General features: G+C 63.7%; 13 protein-coding genes. 6 read left to right on the forward strand and 7 right to left on the reverse strand.

Annotation, left to right across the window (positions count from 1 at the left end; all coding sequences use genetic code 11):
• The first annotated feature begins 1 nt into the window (after position 1).
• Both AC3WJP_RS19055 and AC3WJP_RS19060 read left to right on the forward strand, forming a co-directional pair.
• Positions 2 to 1,417: a Y-family DNA polymerase gene (locus AC3WJP_RS19055; protein ID WP_493722246.1), complete on the forward strand. Its 1,416-nt coding sequence runs from the start codon at positions 2 to 4 to the stop codon at positions 1,415 to 1,417.
• Complete coding sequence (locus AC3WJP_RS19060) at positions 1,414 to 4,569, forward strand: error-prone DNA polymerase (protein WP_493722247.1); 3,156 nt, start codon at positions 1,414 to 1,416, stop codon at positions 4,567 to 4,569. The genes AC3WJP_RS19055 and AC3WJP_RS19060 overlap by 4 nt, the downstream gene beginning before the upstream one ends.
• 8 nt (positions 4,570 to 4,577) lie before the next feature.
• On the opposite strand, the gene AC3WJP_RS19065 is transcribed toward AC3WJP_RS19060, so the two are convergent.
• Positions 4,578 to 6,650 (reverse strand): mechanosensitive ion channel family protein, encoded by a 2,073-nt coding sequence (locus AC3WJP_RS19065; protein WP_493722248.1) that lies wholly within the window; start codon positions 6,648 to 6,650, stop codon positions 4,578 to 4,580.
• 174 nt (positions 6,651 to 6,824) lie between these two features.
• Here AC3WJP_RS19065 and AC3WJP_RS19070 point away from each other — a divergent pair, with 174 nt between their 5' ends.
• Together AC3WJP_RS19070 and AC3WJP_RS19075 are read left to right on the forward strand one after the other, a co-directional pair.
• Positions 6,825 to 7,976: an MFS transporter gene (locus AC3WJP_RS19070; RefSeq protein ID WP_493722249.1), complete on the forward strand. Its 1,152-nt coding sequence runs from the start codon at positions 6,825 to 6,827 to the stop codon at positions 7,974 to 7,976.
• Between the two features lie 75 nt (positions 7,977 to 8,051).
• Positions 8,052 to 8,537 (forward strand): GFA family protein, encoded by a 486-nt coding sequence (locus AC3WJP_RS19075; RefSeq protein ID WP_493722250.1) that lies wholly within the window; start codon positions 8,052 to 8,054, stop codon positions 8,535 to 8,537.
• Positions 8,538 to 8,542: 5 nt separating this feature from the next.
• Here the strand turns inward: AC3WJP_RS19075 and AC3WJP_RS19080 are convergent, their stop codons facing one another.
• Positions 8,543 to 9,607 carry an FUSC family protein gene (locus AC3WJP_RS19080; RefSeq protein ID WP_493722251.1) on the reverse strand — a complete coding sequence of 355 codons (1,065 nt, stop codon included), beginning with the start codon at positions 9,605 to 9,607 and terminating at the stop codon, positions 8,543 to 8,545.
• A 69-nt stretch (positions 9,608 to 9,676) separates the two neighbouring features.
• Here AC3WJP_RS19080 and AC3WJP_RS19085 point away from each other — a divergent pair, with 69 nt between their 5' ends.
• Positions 9,677 to 11,488 (forward strand): ABC transporter ATP-binding protein, encoded by a 1,812-nt coding sequence (locus AC3WJP_RS19085; protein ID WP_493722252.1) that lies wholly within the window; start codon positions 9,677 to 9,679, stop codon positions 11,486 to 11,488.
• A 3-nt stretch (positions 11,489 to 11,491) separates the two neighbouring features.
• Here AC3WJP_RS19085 and AC3WJP_RS19090 read toward each other — a convergent pair whose 3' ends face one another.
• Positions 11,492 to 12,310, reverse strand: a complete 819-nt coding sequence (locus tag AC3WJP_RS19090) for an NAD-dependent epimerase/dehydratase family protein (protein WP_493722253.1) — start codon at positions 12,308 to 12,310, stop codon at positions 11,492 to 11,494.
• A 518-nt stretch (positions 12,311 to 12,828) separates the two neighbouring features.
• Between AC3WJP_RS19090 and AC3WJP_RS19095 the strand changes: the two genes are divergently transcribed.
• Entirely contained in the window at positions 12,829 to 14,139 is a 1,311-nt protein-coding gene (locus tag AC3WJP_RS19095) for an MFS transporter (RefSeq protein ID WP_493722254.1), read from the forward strand.
• A 232-nt stretch (positions 14,140 to 14,371) separates the two neighbouring features.
• Here AC3WJP_RS19095 and AC3WJP_RS19100 read toward each other — a convergent pair whose 3' ends face one another.
• The 4 genes from AC3WJP_RS19100 to AC3WJP_RS19115 form a co-directional block, all read right to left on the reverse strand.
• A complete protein-coding gene (locus tag AC3WJP_RS19100) occupies positions 14,372 to 15,163 on the reverse strand; it encodes a class I SAM-dependent methyltransferase (RefSeq protein ID WP_493722255.1) in 792 nt (263 codons plus the stop codon).
• 118 nt (positions 15,164 to 15,281) lie between these two features.
• Entirely contained in the window at positions 15,282 to 16,826 is a 1,545-nt protein-coding gene (locus tag AC3WJP_RS19105) for an inorganic phosphate transporter (protein WP_493722316.1), read from the reverse strand.
• Positions 16,827 to 17,003: 177 nt separating this feature from the next.
• Positions 17,004 to 18,239, reverse strand: coding sequence for a D-mannose isomerase (locus AC3WJP_RS19110; RefSeq protein ID WP_493722256.1), 1,236 nt, complete (start codon positions 18,237 to 18,239; stop codon positions 17,004 to 17,006).
• A gap of 131 nt (positions 18,240 to 18,370) precedes the next feature.
• A complete protein-coding gene (locus AC3WJP_RS19115) occupies positions 18,371 to 19,255 on the reverse strand; it encodes an EamA family transporter (protein WP_493722257.1) in 885 nt (294 codons plus the stop codon).
• Between the last annotated feature and the right edge of the window lie 76 nt (positions 19,256 to 19,331).

Below are 19,331 nucleotides of genomic sequence, written 5' to 3' on the forward strand. Positions count from 1 at the left end.
CATGCTCTGGGCCTGTATTCTCCTGCCGCAGCTGGCGCTCGACGACGTGTCGCGCCGCCACGAAGACCCCACCCAACCGCTGGTACTGCTGAGCGGGCCAGCGCAAAGGCGTGTGCTGCAGGCCGTCAATGCGCCCGCCAAGGCGCTGGGGTTGCGAGCAGGGCAGTTGCTGAGCACCGCCCAGGCCCTGGCCAAAGGCTTCAGTTGCGCCGAGCACGATCCGGCGCGTATCGATCATTGCCAGCAATTGCTGGCGGCCTGGGGCTATGGTTTCAGTTCCCAGGTCAGCCTGCATTTCCCCCGTGCACTGCTGATGGAGGTGCAATCAGGCTTCAATCTGTTCGGGCCCTGGTCGCGCTTTGAGGCGCGCCTGCGCCAGGAGCTGCAAGGCCTTGGCTTCAGCCATCGCATCGTGCTGGCGCCCAACCCCATGGCCGCGCGGATGCTGGCCAATGTCTACGATGGCCTGGCGGTGATGGATGAGGCCATGCTGCACGCGACTATCGGGCAGATGCCCATCGATCGCGTGGGCCTGGCGCCCGAGGTGTCCACCGCCTTTGCGCGCATGGGCCTGCGCTGTGTCGAGCAGGTGCAGGCCTTGCCCCGTGACACCTTGGCCAGGCGCTTCCCCAAGGAGGTGCTGGTGCACCTCGATAGGCTGTCGGGGCGCCGGCCCATGGCGCTGGAATGCTATGTGCCGCCGGATCGTTTCGATACTCGCCTGGAGCTCAACTTCGATGTGGAGTCGCACCAGGCCTTGCTGTTTCCGCTGCGCCGCCTGATTGGCGATCTTGGCGCTTTTCTGGCCGGTCGTGATGGCGGCGTGCAGCGTTTCAATCTGCATCTGGAGCATGTCGAACAGCCCGATACGCTGATCCCGGTAGGTCTGCTGGCCGCCGAACGCGACCCGGCCTTGCTCTTCGAATTGGCCCGCGGGCGCCTGGAGCACGTGCAGGTGCCATGCCCCGTGCGCAGTCTGCGACTGGTGGCCGAGCAACTGCCGAGCTTCGTGCCGACCCACCGCGAGCTCTTCGATGAGCGTGCTCAGCAGTCTCAGCCCTGGGAGCAGTTGCGCGAACGCTTGCGCGCAAGGCTGGGTGACGACGCCGTACAGGGCTTGTGCGCACAGGCCGATCATCGCCCGGAATGCGCCTGGCTGTTGACCGAGCAGGGGCAGGGCTATCCACAGGCGCTGCCCACTCCGCGGCCCGGCTGGTTGCTGCGCGAACCCCAGGCCTTGAGCGCCTACGCCGGGCAGTTGCTCGGTGGCCCTGAACGCATCGAGACCGGCTGGTGGGATGGCGCCGATGTGCGCCGCGATTATTACCGGCTGCAAACCCCCGAGGGCCAATGCGCCTGGGTCTATCGATCGGTGGCCACGCCGCAGCAATGGTGGCTGCAAGGATGGTTCGGATGAACGTCGTCCCGTTGCATGGCCAGGGCCGTGCACGGCAAAGGCCGCTGCCCATCGATCCCCCGGCTGCGGTGCCACCCCGGGGCTATGCCGAACTGCATTGCCTGTCCAATTTCAGTTTTCAGCGTGGCGCGTCCAGTGCCCGGGAGTTGTTCGAACGCGCCAAGGCGCAAGGCTACAGCGCCTTGGCGATCACCGACGAATGCACCCTGGCGGGGATCGTGCGGGCCTGGCAGGCGGCCCAGGCAGTGGAGTTGGCGCTGATCGTCGGCAGTGAAATCCAGCTGCACGAAGGCCCCAAGATCCTCTTGCTGGTAGAAAACCTGCAAGGCTATCAAGCGCTGTGCCGGTTGATCACCCTGGCGCGGCGACGGGCGCCCAAGGGGCAATACCGCGCCTTGCGCGAAGATTTCGAGGCGGCTGATCTGTCCGGCTTGCTGGCGGTGTGGCTGCCTGGCGCCGATGAAGCGGACAACCATGGCTGCTGGCTGCGCAGCCTGTTCGCCGAGCGCCTGTGGCTGGGCATCGGCCTGCACCGCGGTGCCGAAGACAGCAAGCGCCTGCAAAGCTGGCAGGCACAGGCTCTGCGTCTGGGGTTGCCCGCGGTGGCCGTCGGCGATGTGCACATGCATGCCCGCGGCCGCCGAGCACTGCAGGACACCCTGACCGCCATCCGCCATCACACCCTTGTGGCCGAAGCCGGCCACCGCCTGTTCGCCAATGGCGAGCGGCACCTGCGCTCTCTGGCGGCGCTGGCCGAGCTGTATCCAGCGGATCTGCTCGAGCAGACGCAAGTGATCGCCCGGCGCTGCCACTTCGACCTCGGCCAATTGCGCTATGAATACCCCCGCGAGCTGGTACCCGAAGGCCAGACCGCCAGCGCCTGGCTGCGCGAACTGACTCTGCAGGGTGCCCGGGAGCGCTGGCCGCAGGGCATGACGGACAAGGTGCGTGAGCAGATCGAAACGGAACTGGCGACCATCACCGATCTGCACTACGAGAGTTACTTCCTCACCGTGCACGACATCGTGCGCTTCGCCAAGGAGCGCAGCATTCTGTGTCAGGGTCGCGGTTCGGCGGCCAACTCGGTGGTCTGCTATGCGCTGCAGATCACCGCTATCAATCCGGTCAACCAGAACATGCTGTTCGAGCGTTTCATCTCCCGCGAGCGCAACGAGCCGCCGGACATCGACGTCGATTTCGAGCACGAGCGCCGTGAAGAAGTCCTGCAATACGTGTTCCGGCGTTATGGCCGCGGGCGAGCGGCGCTGACTGCCGTGGCCAGCAGCTATCGCGGTGCCGGGGCAGTGCGCGATGTCGCTCGGGTGCTCGGCTTGCCGCCGGATCAGGTCAATGCGCTGGCCGATTGCGTGGGCCGCTACAGTGATGACGTTCCGCCGGTAGAGCGCCTGCGGGAGGCCGGTTTCGACCCCGAGAGCCCGTTGTTGCGTCGGGTGCTAACGCTGACCGGCGAATTGATCGGCTTCCCCCGGCACCTGTCCCAGCACCCCGGTGGCTTCGTCATCTCCGAACACCCGCTGGATACGCTGGTGCCGGTAGAAAACGCCGCCATGGCCGAGCGCACCGTCATTCAGTGGGACAAGGACGACCTGGATGCCGTGGGCCTGCTCAAGGTCGACATTCTCGCCTTGGGCATGCTCAGTGCCCTGCGGCGCAGTTTCGACCTGTTGCACGCTTACCGAGGGCGACGACTGGATCTGGCCAGCGTGCCTCAGGAGTGCGCCCAGACCTACCAAATGATCAGCCGCGCCGATACGGTCGGGGTATTCCAGATCGAATCTCGGGCACAGATGGCCATGCTGCCGCGCCTGAGGCCCGAGACTTTCTACGACCTGGTGATCGAGGTGGCCATCGTCCGTCCGGGGCCGATCCAGGGCGACATGGTTCATCCCTATCTGCGCCGACGCAATAACGAGGAGCCGGTCGACTATCCCTCCGAGGAGCTGAAAAAAGTCTTCGAACGCACCCTCGGGATCCCGCTATTCCAGGAGCAGGTCATGGAAATGGCCATAGTCGCCGCCGGCTATACCCCCGGCGAGGCCGATCAGTTGCGCCGCTCCATGGCCGCCTGGAAACGCCACGGCGGCCTCGAACCGCACCGACTGCGCCTGACCGCAGGCATGCTCGCCCGGGGTTACACCGAGGCCTTTGCGGCGCGCATCTTCGAACAGATCAAGGGCTTTGGCAGCTATGGTTTTCCCGAGTCCCACGCGGCCAGCTTCGCCTTGCTCACTTATGCCAGTTGCTGGCTCAAATGCCATGAGCCGGCGATCTTCGCCTGTGCCCTGATCAACAGTTGGCCCATGGGCTTCTACAGCCCGGACCAGGTGCTGCAGGATGCGCGCCGCCACCGCATTCAGACGCGCCCGGTGGATGTGCTGCACAGTGACTGGGATTGTTCGCTCGAAGATCACGGTGAGCCCCAGCCGGCCATCCGCCTGGGCTTGCGCATGATCAAGGGCTTCAGGGAGGTCGATGGCCAGCGGATCGCCCAGGCGCGGGCGCTGATGCCTTTCGCCGATGTCAATGATCTGGCCACCAGGGCCTGCCTGGAGCCGGCGGCGCTGGAGCGTCTGGCCGATGCCGGTGCCTTGCGCGCATTGGCCGGGCATCGGCACCAGGCGCGCTGGGAGGTGGCCAGCGTCGAAGCGCAGTTACCGCTGTTCGCCAGCCTGCCCGCGGTCCAGGAAGCCGCCGTGGCCTTGCCCGTGCCGAGCGTGGGGCAAAATCTGCAGGCCGATTACGCCAGCGTCGGCACCACCTTGGGACCGCACCCTTTGGCATTGCTGCGTACGCGCCTGGAACGCCTGCGCTGTCGCAGCTCTCGGACGTTGGCCGAGGTCGAGCATGGGCGCCCGGTGACCGTCACCGGGCTGGTGGTCGGTCGCCAGCGGCCCGGCACCGCCAGTGGGGTGACCTTCGTCACCCTCGAGGACGAGTTCGGCATGATCAATGTGGTGGTCTGGCGCGACCTGGCCGAGCGCCAGCGCCGGGTCCTGGTGGGGTCGCAGTTGCTGCAGGTCCGTGGCCGGCTGGAACACGTGGGTGAAGTGCGCCACGTGATCGCCGGCCATCTGCAGGATATGACGCCCCTGCTGCATGGCCTCGATGTGCGCAGTCGGGATTTTCGCTAAACCCTGACTCAGCTCGGTGCCGGCAAGGCCAGTGCTCCAGGGTAGTACTGGGCGAAATTGACCTTGTCGGTCTGGTCCACGGACTTCTTCAAGCGTTCGTTGAACGAGCGGCTGACCCCGTACTGCCCGCCGGAAATGGTGCGGAACTGGGCGGTGAGGGTGATGCCGTTGAGGTCCATCTTGTCGACCCCGAACACCTGCAATGGCCCCTGCAGGTTGTTCTTGAGCAGCAGGTCGTCGCTGATCTGCTGACCGACGTCGCGAATGATCTGCAGGGCTTCGTCGATATCGCTGTCATAGCTGACCTGCACCGAGAAGAACGCATAGGCGAACTGCCGCGACTGGTTGGTGACAGCCTTGATCTGGCCGAACGGTACCGAATGCACGAAGCCCTTGCCGTCACGCAGGCGCAGGGTGCGGATGGTCAGGCTTTCGACGGTGCCGGCATGACCGGAGTCGAGTACCACCCAGTCGCCGATGGCGATGGTGTCCTCGATCAGAATGAACAGCCCGGTGATCACGTCCTGCACCAGTTGCTGCGAACCGAAGCCGATCGCCAGGCCGACCACCCCGGCACCGGCCAGCAACGGGGCGACGTTGATACCCAGGTTGGCCATGGTGGTGATGGTGCAGATGACCACCAGAACGATTTTCACCGCGTTGCGCAACATCGGCAGAATGGTCTTGACCCGCGTACTGGGCTGGCGCGTGCTGCGCTTGCCCACGGCAGGCTTAAGCGCCTCCTGGATGGCGGTGTCGATCACCACCCACAGCAGCCAGGTCACCAGCAGGATCAGGCCGATGCTGCTCAGCGAATTGCTGACCGCGCGGCCGAAGCTGTTGTTGGCGGCGAACGCTAGCACGGAAACGCCCCAGATGCGCCCGAGCATTTCGATGAACGCCACGGCAATGAAGATCCGCGACAGCGCATGCAGCAAGCTGCGCAGCAGTTCGCGGTAAGGGCGGATCTGCTCGGCAGCGGTGTGTTCGTGGGGCCTGAACAAATGATGCATCAGGGTACTGGCGAACACCGCGCTGACCAGCAGCACGGTGGTCATCAAGGCGCGTTGCAGCGTGGCCTGACTGTTCTCCTGGGCACCGACCAGATGCACCAGCGACACGAGGATCATCAGCAGGATCGGCCAATACCACAGGCCCGAAAAGATCCGCAGGGTTTCCTGAATCGCGCGGTGGTCACGGCGCTGCCTGTAAGGGCGATTGCGAATCAGATGGGCCACCGGACGGCGCACGTGAATCACCAGCGCGGCGAACATCAAGGTCGCGATCAGGCCGGTGAACACCGCCAGGCTGCTGGCCAGGTTGCCGCCAAACTGATGGGCGATCTGCGGGCTGTCGAACGCATCGCTCAGCGCTGCGAGAAAACCAATGGCAAACAGCCGCATGGGCGTGTACCTGCGCAACAGCTGTACGGCACGGTGCTTGTGGCCGATATCGAACAGGGTGATGACGCACAGGATCAGCGTGGTGGAGAAGATCCCGCTGGTGGTGGAGTAGGCCAGGCACAAGGCCAGGGCGCGGGTCACCGACAGGTCCAGCTGGTGACTCACCGCCAGGGTTACCGGCAAGCTGGCCATGGCCGGCAGGGTCCAGCACAGCAGATAGCCCAGCAGTCCGAGCAAGCGCGTGCGGGTGCCGAAAAACTTCGAGGCGGCCGCTCGCTGGCGCAACCAGCGGCCGATGCCGGACAGCACCACGAAGGTGGCTATCCAGCTCAGCGTGAGGATCACGAAGTCCAGCAACAGGCTGGTCACGGAGCGGTTCGAATGCGTGCTGATCAGGGTATCGACTTCATCGGCAGCGCGATCGGTGCGCAAGCGCCAGGCATCCAGCACGTTGTTGTCGATCGATAGCTGATCCTGCACGGTATCCAAACCCGTGGTGATGGCACCGAGCAGACCGCCCTGGACCAGTGCGGATTTGTCATCGTCGGGTTGGGCGGTGTTGCTGGTGGCCGGCGTGGCAGGTGCGGTAGTGGTGGCGGCGGCCGGAGCGGCAGCCAATAGATGAGTACTGAAGAGGAGCATTGCCAACGCGGCGAGGGTAGGTTTCAGACTGAACACGGGGAGGGCCTTTGTGGTCGTTACCTAGGTGACAGATCGTCATGACGCGCGCAAGTTCGCCAACTGTTCATGAACAACGGCATAAGCTTGCCCAGCGCTGGTTGTTTTTTGCACCCCGAGTGCACTTTTTTCCATCGTGGCGCCTCAGCGCGTCACCGTTGTCAAGGCTGACCGATGTCTTCCACCACCTCCCTGTCACGGGCCTTGCCCGGCAAACGCGAGCAGTTTTCCACCCGCGTGGCGTTTTTCGTTGCCGGGTTTTCCATGGCCAGTTGGGCGCCCTTGGTGCCGTTGGCCAAGCAGCGCGTCGGCATCGACGACGGGACCCTGGGCTTGGTGCTGCTGTGTCTGGGCGGCGGCTCGATCCTTGCCATGCCGTTGGCCGGCTACTTGACGGCGCGGTTGGGATGCCGCCGGGTCATCAGCGCAGCGGGGTTATTGATGTGCCTGATGTTGCCGCTGCTGGCGAGCGTTGCCAGCCTGCCGGCGTTGATCGCCTCGGTGCTGTTGTTCGGCGCGGCGTTGGGCATGCTCGATTGCGCGATCAATATCCAGGCTATCATCGTCGAGAAGGCCAGTGCGCGGGCGATGATGTCGGGCTTTCACGGGTTGTTCAGTCTGGGCGGCATCATGGGCGCGGCGGGCATAACGGCGTTGCTCAGCGCCGGGCTGACGCCGCTGATCGCGGTGCTGGTGGTGGTCGCGATTCTGTTGCTGGCGCTGCACCGGGCGGCGCCGAGTTTGCTGCCGTTCGGCAGCGAGAGCGACGGGCCGCTGTTCGCCGTGCCCCGCGGCATCGTGCTGTTGCTCAGCGTGCTGTGTTTTATCGTGTTTCTCACCGAAGGCGCGATGCTGGACTGGAGCGCGGTGTTCCTGGTGTCTGCGCGGCACATGGACCCCAGCTACGCGGGCCTCGGCTACGTCGCGTTCGCCACCACCATGACGGTGGGCCGGTTGACCGGCGATGCCATCGTCAATCGCCTGGGCGGCGCGCGGGTGACCATAGTCGGCGGCGTCTGCGCAGCCGCCGGGATCGCCATTTCCCTCTGGGTACCGGCCTGGCCGGCGGCGCTGCTGGGCTATGCCCTGGTGGGCGCCGGCTGCTCCAACATCGTGCCGGTGCTGTACACCGCCATCGGCCGGCAGACGCGCATGCCCCAGAGCGCGGCGATTCCGGCGCTGACTTCGCTGGGCTATGCCGGAATTCTGATGGGGCCGGCGGCGATCGGCTTCATGGCCCACGTCACCGATCTGCCGTTGGCCTTGGGCGTGTTGATCCCCTTGCTGCTGGCGGTGGCCTGCAGCGGTCGCTATCTGCGGCCGTAGCCTGGAGAAATCCGAGGAAACCGTCGGCGCGATGCAGGGGTCTATCCTCAACACTCACCGATCGGGAGCCTCACCATGCACCTGGAAGGATCTTGCCACTGCGGCGCCGTCACCTTCAGCCTCGACAGCGCCCATCCGTATCCCTACCAACGCTGCTACTGCTCGATCTGCCGCAAGACCCAAGGCGGTGGCGGCTATGCCATCAACCTGGGCGGCGATGCGAAGAGCATGAAGGTCCAGGGCCGCAAGAATATCAGCATCTATCACGCCAAGATGCGCGAGAAGGGCGAGCAGCGCAGTCACGCCAGCAGCGCCGAGCGGCACTTCTGCCACTTGTGCGGCAGCGCGCTATGGCTGTTCAGCCCGCAGTGGCCGGAGTTGATTCACCCCTTCGCCAGCGCCATCGATACGCCGCTCCCGGTGCCACCTGAGCATACCCATCTGCTGCTTGATTCCAAGGCGCCTTGGGTCGAGGTGCAGGCCGGGCCCAAGGACCAGCAGTTCGAGCAGTACCCCAAGGAGTCGATCGCCGACTGGCATCAACGCCTGGGGCTGGAGTAATAGCCTCAGATCTTCCAGCGCCGCGCCGTGCGGGCGAGTTTGTCCTGCATGGCGTCCAGGGTGTGGGAGAGCTGCACGGTCATCATCTGATAGCCGACCCACTCGGCGGGCACCGCGATCAAGGGTGGCGCGTCGGTCTGGCGTTCCAGTCGATCGATGGCGCCGGCCTGCAGCGCTCGCGCCATGGCAATGAACTGATGGCGAATCTTGCGGTGCTCGGCCTGCAAATTGTCACGCAATACCGCCATGGCTCCTTCGTCGTTGACGTTGGGGCGCAGGTTGCCGAGCAGTTCGAGGCTGCTCAGGCACATGCGGAACAAGCGCTGGATTTCATCGAGCTGAGTCATGGACACCCGCACTTCCTTGGACACCGACGGCATCAGCGAACGCAACTGCAGCATGGTGGCGTTGAGGCGATTCATCAGCTTGACCAGCTCGTCGCTGCTCACTGGCTCGCCATTGATCAACCGAGCGTGCACTTGCGCGCAATCACGCAAGCCACTGGCCAGGTTGTAGCGCCACGAGTACACCGCATACAGCGGCAGGGCGAAGGAGAACGCCAGCGCCAGGACGATACCGATGAGGATATCGACCGTACGCCACAGGCCATCGGACATCGGGTTGTCGCCATGGCCGGCGACGATGAACAAGGTGATCGCCGACAGCAGCGCGGTGTAACCGCCCTTGCCGATGGCGTGGTAGGCGAAAAAACCGCAGGCCAGGCACATCAGCACATAGGTCAGCAGCGGCAGGCCCAGGTAGTTTTGCTGGGCCACCAGCGCCAGGCCCAGGCCGGCGCCGATCAGGGTGCCCCAGGCGCGCTCGATGGATTTCTTGCCGATGTTGCCGTGGTGCTGCAGGCCGCCAATGACGATCAGCAGCGTCACCGAGGCCCATTCGCCATGGGGCAGGTTGAGGCCGGTGGTCAGCAGGATACTGGCCAGCAGGCTGACGACGATACGCCCGGCATGAATGAACCGCGCGTGCCGATAGCGGCGATAAGGGTCCAGCAGCGGGCGCAACAAGCGCCGCAACCAGAAAGGCAGAGGAAAAGTTTTCTGTAATTTCATGGGTTAACTGACCATCATTGGGCTGATTATATCCTGACACAACTTTATAACCGCGAGGCTCATCGTCGCATGCCAGTGCTCCAACGTTTCAGTGGATTCTTCGTTCAGGCGGCGCGGGCCATGGGCCTGGTATGGCAAACGTCGCGCGGGCTGTTCATCGGCCTGATCATCGCCACGCTGGTGGCCGGCATGCTGCCGGCACTAGCGGCCTGGGTCGGGCAGCGCATCGTCGATGCGGTGGTGCATTCCATGGCCTTGCCGGCCACGCCCCAAGGGCCGCCGCTGTGGCCGGTGCTGCGCTACGTATTGCTGGAGGCCGGGGTGCTGGCCTTGCTGGCCGCTGCGCAGCGTGGGCTGTCGGTGCAGCAGTCGTTGCTGCGGGCGCAGTTGGGGCAGAAGGTCAATCTGCTGATCCTGGAAAAGGCCCAGACCCTCTCGTTGTTGCAGTTCGAGAACTCCGAGTTCTACGACAAGCTGGTACGGGTCCGGCGTGAGGCCTCGACGCGGCCGCTGGCGCTGGTGACCAAGTCCCTCGGACTGGTACAGAACCTGATCCAGCTGATCAGCTTCGCCGTCTTGCTGGTGCATTTTTCGCCCTGGGCACTGGCGATATTGCTGATCGGCGCGCTGCCGGTGTTTTTCGCCGAGGCGCATTTCTCCGGCGATGCGTTCCGATTGTTCACCCGTCGTGCCCCGGAAAGCCGCCGCCAAAGCTACATAGAAGCGCTGCTGTCGCAAGAGGCGCATATCAAGGAGGTCAAATTGTTCGGCTTCGCGCCGCTGTTATTGCAGCGTTACCGTGACGCCTATGGGCGCCTGTACGCTGAGGACAGACGCCTGACCTTGCGCCGCGACAGCTGGGGTTTCGCCCTGGGATTGTTGGGTACTGCGGCGTTTTATCTGGCCTATGCCTGGGTGGTGATCGACACGGTGGGAGGGCATATCAGCCTGGGGCAGATGACCATGTACCTGGTGCTGTTCAAGCAGGGGCAAGGCGCGGTGAGCAGCAGCCTGAGCGCGATCAGCGGCTTGTACGAGGATGGCCTGTACCTGGCCGACCTGCATGAGTACCTGGCGCAACCGGTGACCGCGGTGGGCGGCAGCCTCACGGTGGGGATCAAGCCCGGTGACGGCCTGCGCCTCGAGGGTGTGGGGTTTCGTTATCCCGGTGCCGAGCGCATGACGCTGGAGGGCATCGACCTGCATCTGGCGCCTGGGCGCAGCGTGGCGCTGGTGGGCGAAAACGGCTCGGGCAAGACCACCCTGATCAAGCTCATCACCCGCCTGTATCAGCCCGAGCAGGGCCGCATTCTGCTGGACGGCAGCGACCTGCAAAGCTGGAACGAAACCGCGCTGCGTGAACGTATCGGGGTGATCTTTCAGGATTACATCCGTTATCAGTTCTCGGTCGGCGAGAACCTCGGCGTGGGCGATGTGCGGGCATTCGATGATCGTCAGCGCTGGCAGGACGCGGCGGAGCAGGGCATGGCCGCGCCCTTCATCGAGGGGCTGGCGCAGGGATACGGCACGCAGTTGGGGCGCTGGTTCGCCGGTGGCCAGGAGCTGTCGGGCGGGCAGTGGCAGAAGATCGCCCTGTCACGGGCCTACATGCGCCGCGAGGCCGATATCCTGATTCTCGACGAACCTACTGCGGCATTGGATGCCAGTGCCGAAGCGGCGGTATTCGAACACTTTCGCGAGTACGCGCGCGGGCGCATGACGCTGCTGATCAGCCACCGGTTTTCCAGCGTGCGCAACGCCGACCATATCGTCGTGCTGGACCAGGGACGGGTGCTGGAGCGCGGCGACCACGCCAGCCTGATGGCGGCTGGCGGGCGCTATGCGCAACTGTTCGATCTGCAGGCGCGCGGGTATCGCTGAACGCTATTGGTCCTCGAAAGGCCCCATCGCCGCGAACGCACCGCCCTGATAGATGCGCTGCGGATCATTGGCCGGCAGCGGCGGCAAGGCCTCGACCTTCTCGCGAAACGGCTCGGAGCTGTCCTTCGGCGCGTAGCCCAGGTGTGCGGCATAGCGGTTGTCCCACCAGCCGGCGGCGTTGTCCGAGACGCCATAAACCACCGTATGCCCTACATCGGTGGCATACAGCGAGCGCTCCATCAACTGCACCAGATCGTCATAGCTGAACCAGGTGGCGAGCATCCGCACGTTTTGCGGTTCCGGGAAGGAGGAGCCGATGCGCACGCTGACGGTCTCGATGCCGTAACGGTCGAAATAGAAACTCGCCAGGTCCTCGCCATATGACTTCGACAGTCCGTAATAGCTGTCCGGGCGGCGCAAGCAATGGGCGTCCAGGGTCTCGGTCTGCTGGTGAAAGCCGATCACGTGATTGGAGCTGGCGAAGATCACCCGCTTGACGCCATGGCGGCGAGCCGCCTCGTAGATGTGGAAAGTGCCGCAGATATTGGCGCCGAGGATGGTCTCGAACGAATGCTCGGTGGACACCCCGCCGAAGTGCAGGATCGCATCGACACCTTCGACCAACCGGTCGACCGCCTGCTTGTCGGCAAGGTCGCAACGCACGACTTCTTCATGCTCCGAGGTGGCTGCAGGCATTTCGGCGATGTCGGACAGCCGCAGCACCTTGGCGTAGGGCTTGAGGCGTTCGCGCAGAACCTTGCCCAGGCCACCAGCGGCACCGGTCAACAGAAGGCGATTGAAGGGGGTAGGGCTGCTGCTCATGAAGAAAATCCCGAATTGTTATTGGAAGGCACTGCAAAGGCTAAGCCTAGCTCAGGTTGCGGACATTCTGTCAGCTGTCATGTTGTCGTACAAGATCCGATGTCTGTGATTTGCGACGCTGTCGCCAGCGCTGACGATAAGGTCCTTTAATTCCGATATTGACTAGGGTACATCGCCGATTTAAGTCATTTGCAGAACCCGTCAGTCATCATGACAGGTGCAACTTTTTCGTTTGACATATCTAGAAACAACTAGCTATAAATAGCGCAGTGGTACGACGACCTGTTTCCCCAACGGCGTCGCCACATAACAATAAAACCCGAGTAGACCGCCATGATGAACCTCCCTCGTCGGCTGTGCCGTACACGTATTCTCGATACCCGATCGTCAGCCGAGGTCTTCGGCAGCCCGTCGTTTCTGCCTGCACCCGTCGGCTGAGCACAGCCGTCATGGGGGAGGGCGACGTCTGTCGTACCGGCCCCAGCCTTCACATTCCAACAACAAATTCAGGTGAAACGATGAAAATCAAAGGCATCCGCTGGTGGATGGTCGGGTTGGTCACGGCCGGCCTGGTGGTCAACTATCTGGCCCGCAATACCCTGTCGGTGGCCGCACCGACCTTGATGACCGACTTGAGCATTTCTACCGCGCAATACGCCCAGATCGTGGTCGCGTGGCAGGTCTGCTACGCGCTGATGCAACCGGTGGCGGGCTACATCATCGACGCCATCGGCACCAAGATGGGTTTTGCCATTTTCGCCCTGGCCTGGTCGGTGGCCTGCGCTGGCGCGGCCATGGCCACGGGCTGGCAGAGCCTGGCGTTCCTGCGCGGGCTGTTGGGGTTGACCGAGGCCGCAGGTCTGCCTGCCGGGGTCAAGGCAACCACCGAGTGGTTCCCGGCCAAGGAGCGTTCGGTTGCGATCGGCTGGTTCAACATCGGCTCCTCCTTCGGTGCGCTGCTGGCGCCGCCGCTGGTGGTCTGGGCCATTCTGCACAGTGGCTGGGAGTTGGCGTTTCTGGTGGTAGGCGGCCTGGGTATCCTCTGGACCGGCTTGTGGGCCGTGCTGTACAAGCATCCACGGGATCAAAAAGCCCTCAGTGACAATGAGCGCGAGTACATCCTCTCCGGCCAGGAGGCGCACTTCAAGGATGTGCCCCAGCAAAAAGGCAGCTGGAAAAAGATCATCACCTCGCGCAACTTCTACGCCATCGCCTCCGCGCGGATTCTTTCCGAGCCGGCCTGGCAGACATTCAACGCCTGGATCCCGCTGTACCTGATGACCGAGCGGCACATGAACATCAAGGAAATCGCCATGTTCGCCTGGCTGCCGTTCCTGGCTGCGGATATCGGCTGTGTTTTGGGTGGTTACCTGAGCCCGTTCTTCCACCGCTACCTGAAGGTGTCGCTGTTCACGTCTCGCAAGCTGGTGATGCTGTTCGGTTGCTCGTGCATGATCGGCCCGGCCTGCATCGGTCTGGTGGACAGCCCTTATACAGCCATTGCGTTGCTGTGCATCGGTGGCTTTGCGCACCAGACGTTGTCCGGAGCGTTGTATTCCATCACTTCAGACTCGTTCGGCAAGAATGAAGTAGCCACCGCTACCGGTATGGGCGGGATGTTCGGCTATCTAGGGGCGGCGGCGTTCACCATGGTGTTCGGCGTGCTGGTGACCAAGGTCGGTTATAGCCCGCTGTTCGTGGTGCTGGCGGCGTTCGATCTGATCGCGGCGGTGGTGGTGCTGAGCGTCGCGCGTGAACTGGTCAAGCCACCGGAGCCGCGTGTTTCGCCGGATACCTCTATCGGCGGTAACGCTTTGCCTTCGGCTTGATCGCATGCCTGGGGCGGCGATGGCGTCTGCGAGGATGTCTTCGCGGGCAAGCCCGGCTCCCACAGACAGCGTGGGGGCAGGAATTGCTCGAACAGCCTGTGCAGGGGCAGAGTTCACTCCCACAGACTGTGTGCGGGCAGAGCTTGCTCAGACAGTCTGTATGGGGGCAGAGCTTGCCCTGTGTGGGAGCAGAGCTTGCTCGCGAAGAGGCCGGATCAGGCAGCGCAGCACGTCAGGGAAGGATCTTCACCGTATAGAACGCCGCCGTATCGTAGGGCACCGAGACCTGCTCCTTGCCCTTGAGGTCCACATGATCGGCGATCACGCCACGCACCTTGGCCAGGATTTCGTCCCGCTCGGCCTGGGGCTTGGAGGCGATAAAGCTGATCGACTTGACCCTGTTGACGATCACATCCTCGGGCGCGCCGGTGTGCAAGTGGGCGAAATGCTCCTCGTGCAGCGGCGCAAACTTGCCGTACGGGAAGACCTTGCGCCATTCCTGGCTGTAGTACCGCGGGTTGTCACTCGCCACCTCGCTCACCAATCCCGCCACCTCGGCGACCCATGGCTCGCGGGTATCGCGCAGATTCCACAGCATCACCAGGCGCCCGCCGGGCTTGAGCACCCTATGGATCTGCGCCATGGCGTCGTTGTTGGCGAACCAGTGAAAGGCGTGAGCGCAGACCACCACATCTATCGAGTGATCGTGCAACTCTGCCGGTAGCTCTTCAGCGGCCGCCAGATAGGCGGGCACCTGGGGGAAATTCTTCTTGAACCTGTCGAGCAACGCCTGCACCGGTTCCACGGCGATGACCTTGGCCTCGAGGTCGAGCAGGTGCTGGGTGAACTTGCCGGTACCGGCACCCAGATCCAGCACCACGGTGTTTTGGCCGACCTTGATGACCTCCTTCAACCACTTGTCGACCTGGGGCGGATAGCCGGGTCGGCCCTTGGCGTAAACATCGGCAGCCTGCACATAACCGCTGAAAGCGGACCAGTGGAGCATTTCTTTTATGGATTTCATGGATGCCCTCGAACGCGTGTCTACGCCATTATTCTTCTCAAAGCGTAGACAATCCCTCAGGCATCGCAGGGCTTTTTTCCCGGAGCGGCTAGGGGGTTGCCCCTCGCCCTACGGCCACTTAGAAGATGGCGTGAAACAAGGCATACAAGCCGGCCGACAGCAGCATCGCCGCAGGCAGCGTGAACACCCAGGCCATCAGCAGATTGCGTACCGTCGCCCACTGCAGGCCGCTGCCATTGGCGGCCATGGTGCCGGCGACGCCGGAGGAAAGTACGTGGGTGGTGGAGACCGGCATGCCGAACATGTCCGCGGCGCCGATGGTCGCCATGGCCACCAGTTCGGCACTCGCGCCCTGGGCGTAGGTGAGGTGGGTCTTGCCGATGCGCTCGCCGACGGTCACCACGATACGCCGCCAGCCCACCAAGGTGCCCAGCCCCAGGGCAATGGCCACGGCAATCTTCACCCACGACGGGATGAATCGGGTGGCTTCATCGATCTGACGCTTGAACTCGTTGAGGTTGGTCTGCGTCTGGGCGCTGAGCGTGGCCAGATGCTGCTGGTTGACCAGGCGAATGGTTTCGGAAGTCAGGAACATGTCGTTGCGCACGTTGGTCATGGCCTGGGCGGGGACCCGGTCCAGCGTGCCGTAGTTCTGTACTTCGTCGGCGATCTTGCCGGTGACGTCGGCCAGTGCCGGAACCACCTGCGGGCTGTTCTGATGGCTGCGCACGAATTCCAGCAACACAGCGCGCGAGTCGGCAGGCGCAGGGCCAGGGACGGCTTGCACCAGGCCATCGTGTGTGACCTGCGCGACCGCGACGAACTGCGTGGTCTGGGTCGAGGGGACGGCGCGGTTCAAGGCGTAAGCCATGGGCAGGGTGCCCACCAGAATCAGCATGATCAGGCCCATGCCCTTCTGGCCGTCGTTGGAGCCGTGGGCGAAGGATACGCCGCTGCAGGTCAGGATCAGCAGGCCACGGATCCATGCCGGTGGTGGCGAATTGCCGACTGGCGCACGGTACAGCTCGCGCTGCTTGATCAAAATACGCATGAACATCAGCAGCAGCGCGGCACAGACAAAGCCGACCAAGGGTGAGAGCAGCAGGGTGTAGCCGACCTTGGTGACTTGGGTCCAGTCCACGCCTTCGGTACCGGGGCGGCCATTGATCAGGGCGCTGCAGATACCGACGCCCAGGATCGAGCCGATCAGGGTATGGGACGAGGACGCCGGCAGCCCGAACCACCAGGTGCCCAGGTTCCAGATGATGGCGGCGATCAACAGGGCGAAGATCATCGCGAAACCGTTGCTGGAGCCCACCTGCAGGATCATGTCGATGGGCAGCAGAGCGATGATGCCAAACGCTACCGCACCACTGGAGAACAATACCCCGGCAAAGTTGCAGAACCCGGACCAGACGACTGCGACGTTGGCCGGCAGCGAATGGGTATAGATGACCGTGGCGACCGCGTTGGCGGTGTCATGGAAACCGTTGACGAACTCGAAGCCCAAGGCGATCAACAGCGCTAGCCCCAGCAGGCCATAGGGCATCCAGGTGGTGGCGACGCTGCCAGCCTGATCGACATCGCTGAAAATGCCGTAGGCGGTGATGACCATGCCCAGGATCAGCAGGCCGCAGAACAACAGGATGCTGCGTTTACCCATGGGATGATCGAGACGAGGACGCGCTTCTACGGCGCGGTGTAGGTGTTCTGCGGAGGTATTCATCGGATGGACCCTTTGAGTGGGACCCCAAGCCTAGCCCTGCAATGTGAAGATTTTCCTACGCGGGTCAATGAAAGCGATGGTTGGCGCTCAACCATCGCTAAAGACGACCAAGGGTCAGAACGCGGCGCTGGCCAGGCTCGGGTGCAGCGCCAGGAGTGGCAGCAGCGTGGCCTGATAGGCGTGATAAAGGTCCGGTTTGCCTGGCCAGATGCTATGGCTGGGCTGATTGTCGGCGCCCAGTTGGTGATGCCAGCTGCCGTGCTGGCGATCGATCAGCCAGGTGTCGATGTAATCCCAGAAGCAGCGATACCACTGCTCGTATTCGAACTCGCCGGTACGCTGCAGCAGTGCGCCGGCCGCGGCGACGGCTTCGGCGAGGGTCCAGTGCAGGCGGTCGGCCACCACCGGTCGCTGGTGCCAGTCGAGGGTATAGACGATACCGGGTTCACCATCTACCTCCCAGCCATGGCGTGTGGCGGCTGCGAACAGGCGCCGCGCATCGGTCAGTAGCCACTCTGGGGTCGACAGCCCGGCGGCTTGCCGTGCGGCCTCGAGATGCAGCAGCAGCCGCGCCCATTCGTAGGCATGCCCGGGCGTCTGGCCGAAGGGGCGGAACAGGTCGTCGGGCTTGTCCTGGTTGTAGTCGAGCAGGGGTTGCCAGTGCGCGTCGAAATGCTCTACCGGCATGTCGTGGTGCGCGCGTGCGTGCTGGTGGATGATCCGTTCGCTGATACGCAACGCTCGATCGAGCCACACCGGCGCCTGCAAGGCATCGGCCAGGGCGAGAAACGCCTCGGTGCCGTGCATGTTGCTGTTGCCGCCGCGGTAGGCCTCGGTGTGCTGCCAGTCCCGGGAAAAACTCTCGCACAAGGCGCCTTCGTCTTCCCGCCAGAAATAGCGCTCCACGATGCCCACTGCGTCGTCCAGCAAGGCCTTGGCCTCAGGCCGACCGGCAACGTACGCCGAACTGGCGGCCAGGGCGACGAAGGCATGCCGGTAGGCGGGTTTGTCGGTGTCGCCATCGGCAGCGTCCGGGCAGCCGAACCAGCCTCCGAAGACCGCATCGCGCAGCGCGCCGCGCAGTGCCGCGACACCGTGATCCACCAGCGCAGCGGCGCCTTCGACGCCCTGACGGTGGGCGATGGAGAAACAATGAACCATGCGCGCCGTGTGCAGCGTATCGGCGCGGGCGTCTTCGGCCAGCTTGCCGTAGCGATCGAGCGCGCCAAAGCCGCCAGGCATCTGCGCCGCATGGGCGAACGCGAGCAGGCGCTGGGCTTCGACTTTCAGCCAAGCGTGGTGGACGGAGGTATTGAGCCAACTGTCGGCGGGGAGATTGCTGAAGGTCATGGGCAGGGATCTTGTTGTTGGAGGTCTATGACTGTAGCGAGGGGGCTGCCCCCGATACGGAGTATCAGTCACAGCGAATGTGCCTGACACCCAATATCGGGGGCAAGCCCCGTCGCTACAGCTAAGTCGATTCAAACCTGTACCGGTTGCAAGCGCCGCCACAGATTGGGGCCGAACACGTTGATCGCAAGGCCCGCCATGACCAGAGCTCCGCCCATCCACTGCAATTCGCCGAGGCGTTCATCGAGCAGCAGCGCCGCCGATGCCAGGCCGATGACCGGCACTAGCAGCGAGAAGGGCGCCACCTTGCCGGCCGGATAGCGCGAGAGCAACTTGCTCCACAGGCTGTAGCCGAGCATGGTGGCAACGAAAGCCAGATAGCACAGTGCCAGGATCGAGTGCAGGCCGATGTGCAGCAACGATTGCTCGATCAGCGCCGGCCCTTCGAGCCACAACGACAGGGCGAAGAAGGGGATCGGCGGAATCAGCGCTCCCCAGACCACCAGACCGACCAGATTGATGTTGCCGAAGCGCCGGGTAATGATGTTGCCCATGGCCCACATGGCGGCGCCGCACAGCGTCAGCACCACTGCGATGAGCGGCGTCGGCCGTGAGCCATCGAAGCCGATCAGCGCCAGGCCCAGGGCGGCGACGATCAAACCGATGAGGCTGGCTGCGCGCAGTTTTTCACCGAGAAACGCCGCGGCGAAAAACAACGTGAAGAAGGCTTGCGCCTGCAGCACCAGCGACGCCAGCCCCGGCGGCATGCCGTGGGCCATGGCTTCGAACAGAAAGGCGAATTGCCCGACGGAGATGGTCAAGCCATAGGCTACCAGCCAGCGCAAGGGCAGTTGCGGACGCTTGACGAACAGCAGTGCAGGGAAGGCCACCAGGGTGAACCGCAGCGCGCCCAGGAGCATGGGTGGCAAGCCGTCGAGGCCGATCTTGATCACCACGAAATTCAGGCCCCAGGCAATGATCACGACCATTGCGATTAACAGATCCTTGGGTGCCATCGGGGTGCGCTCCTTATGTGGTGGTAGGCAGGGGCGTGAGGATAGCGCAAAGCACCGCATGGATAGAAGCAAGGTT

The organism is Pseudomonas sp. GW821-FHT01A09, assembly GCF_058986725.1.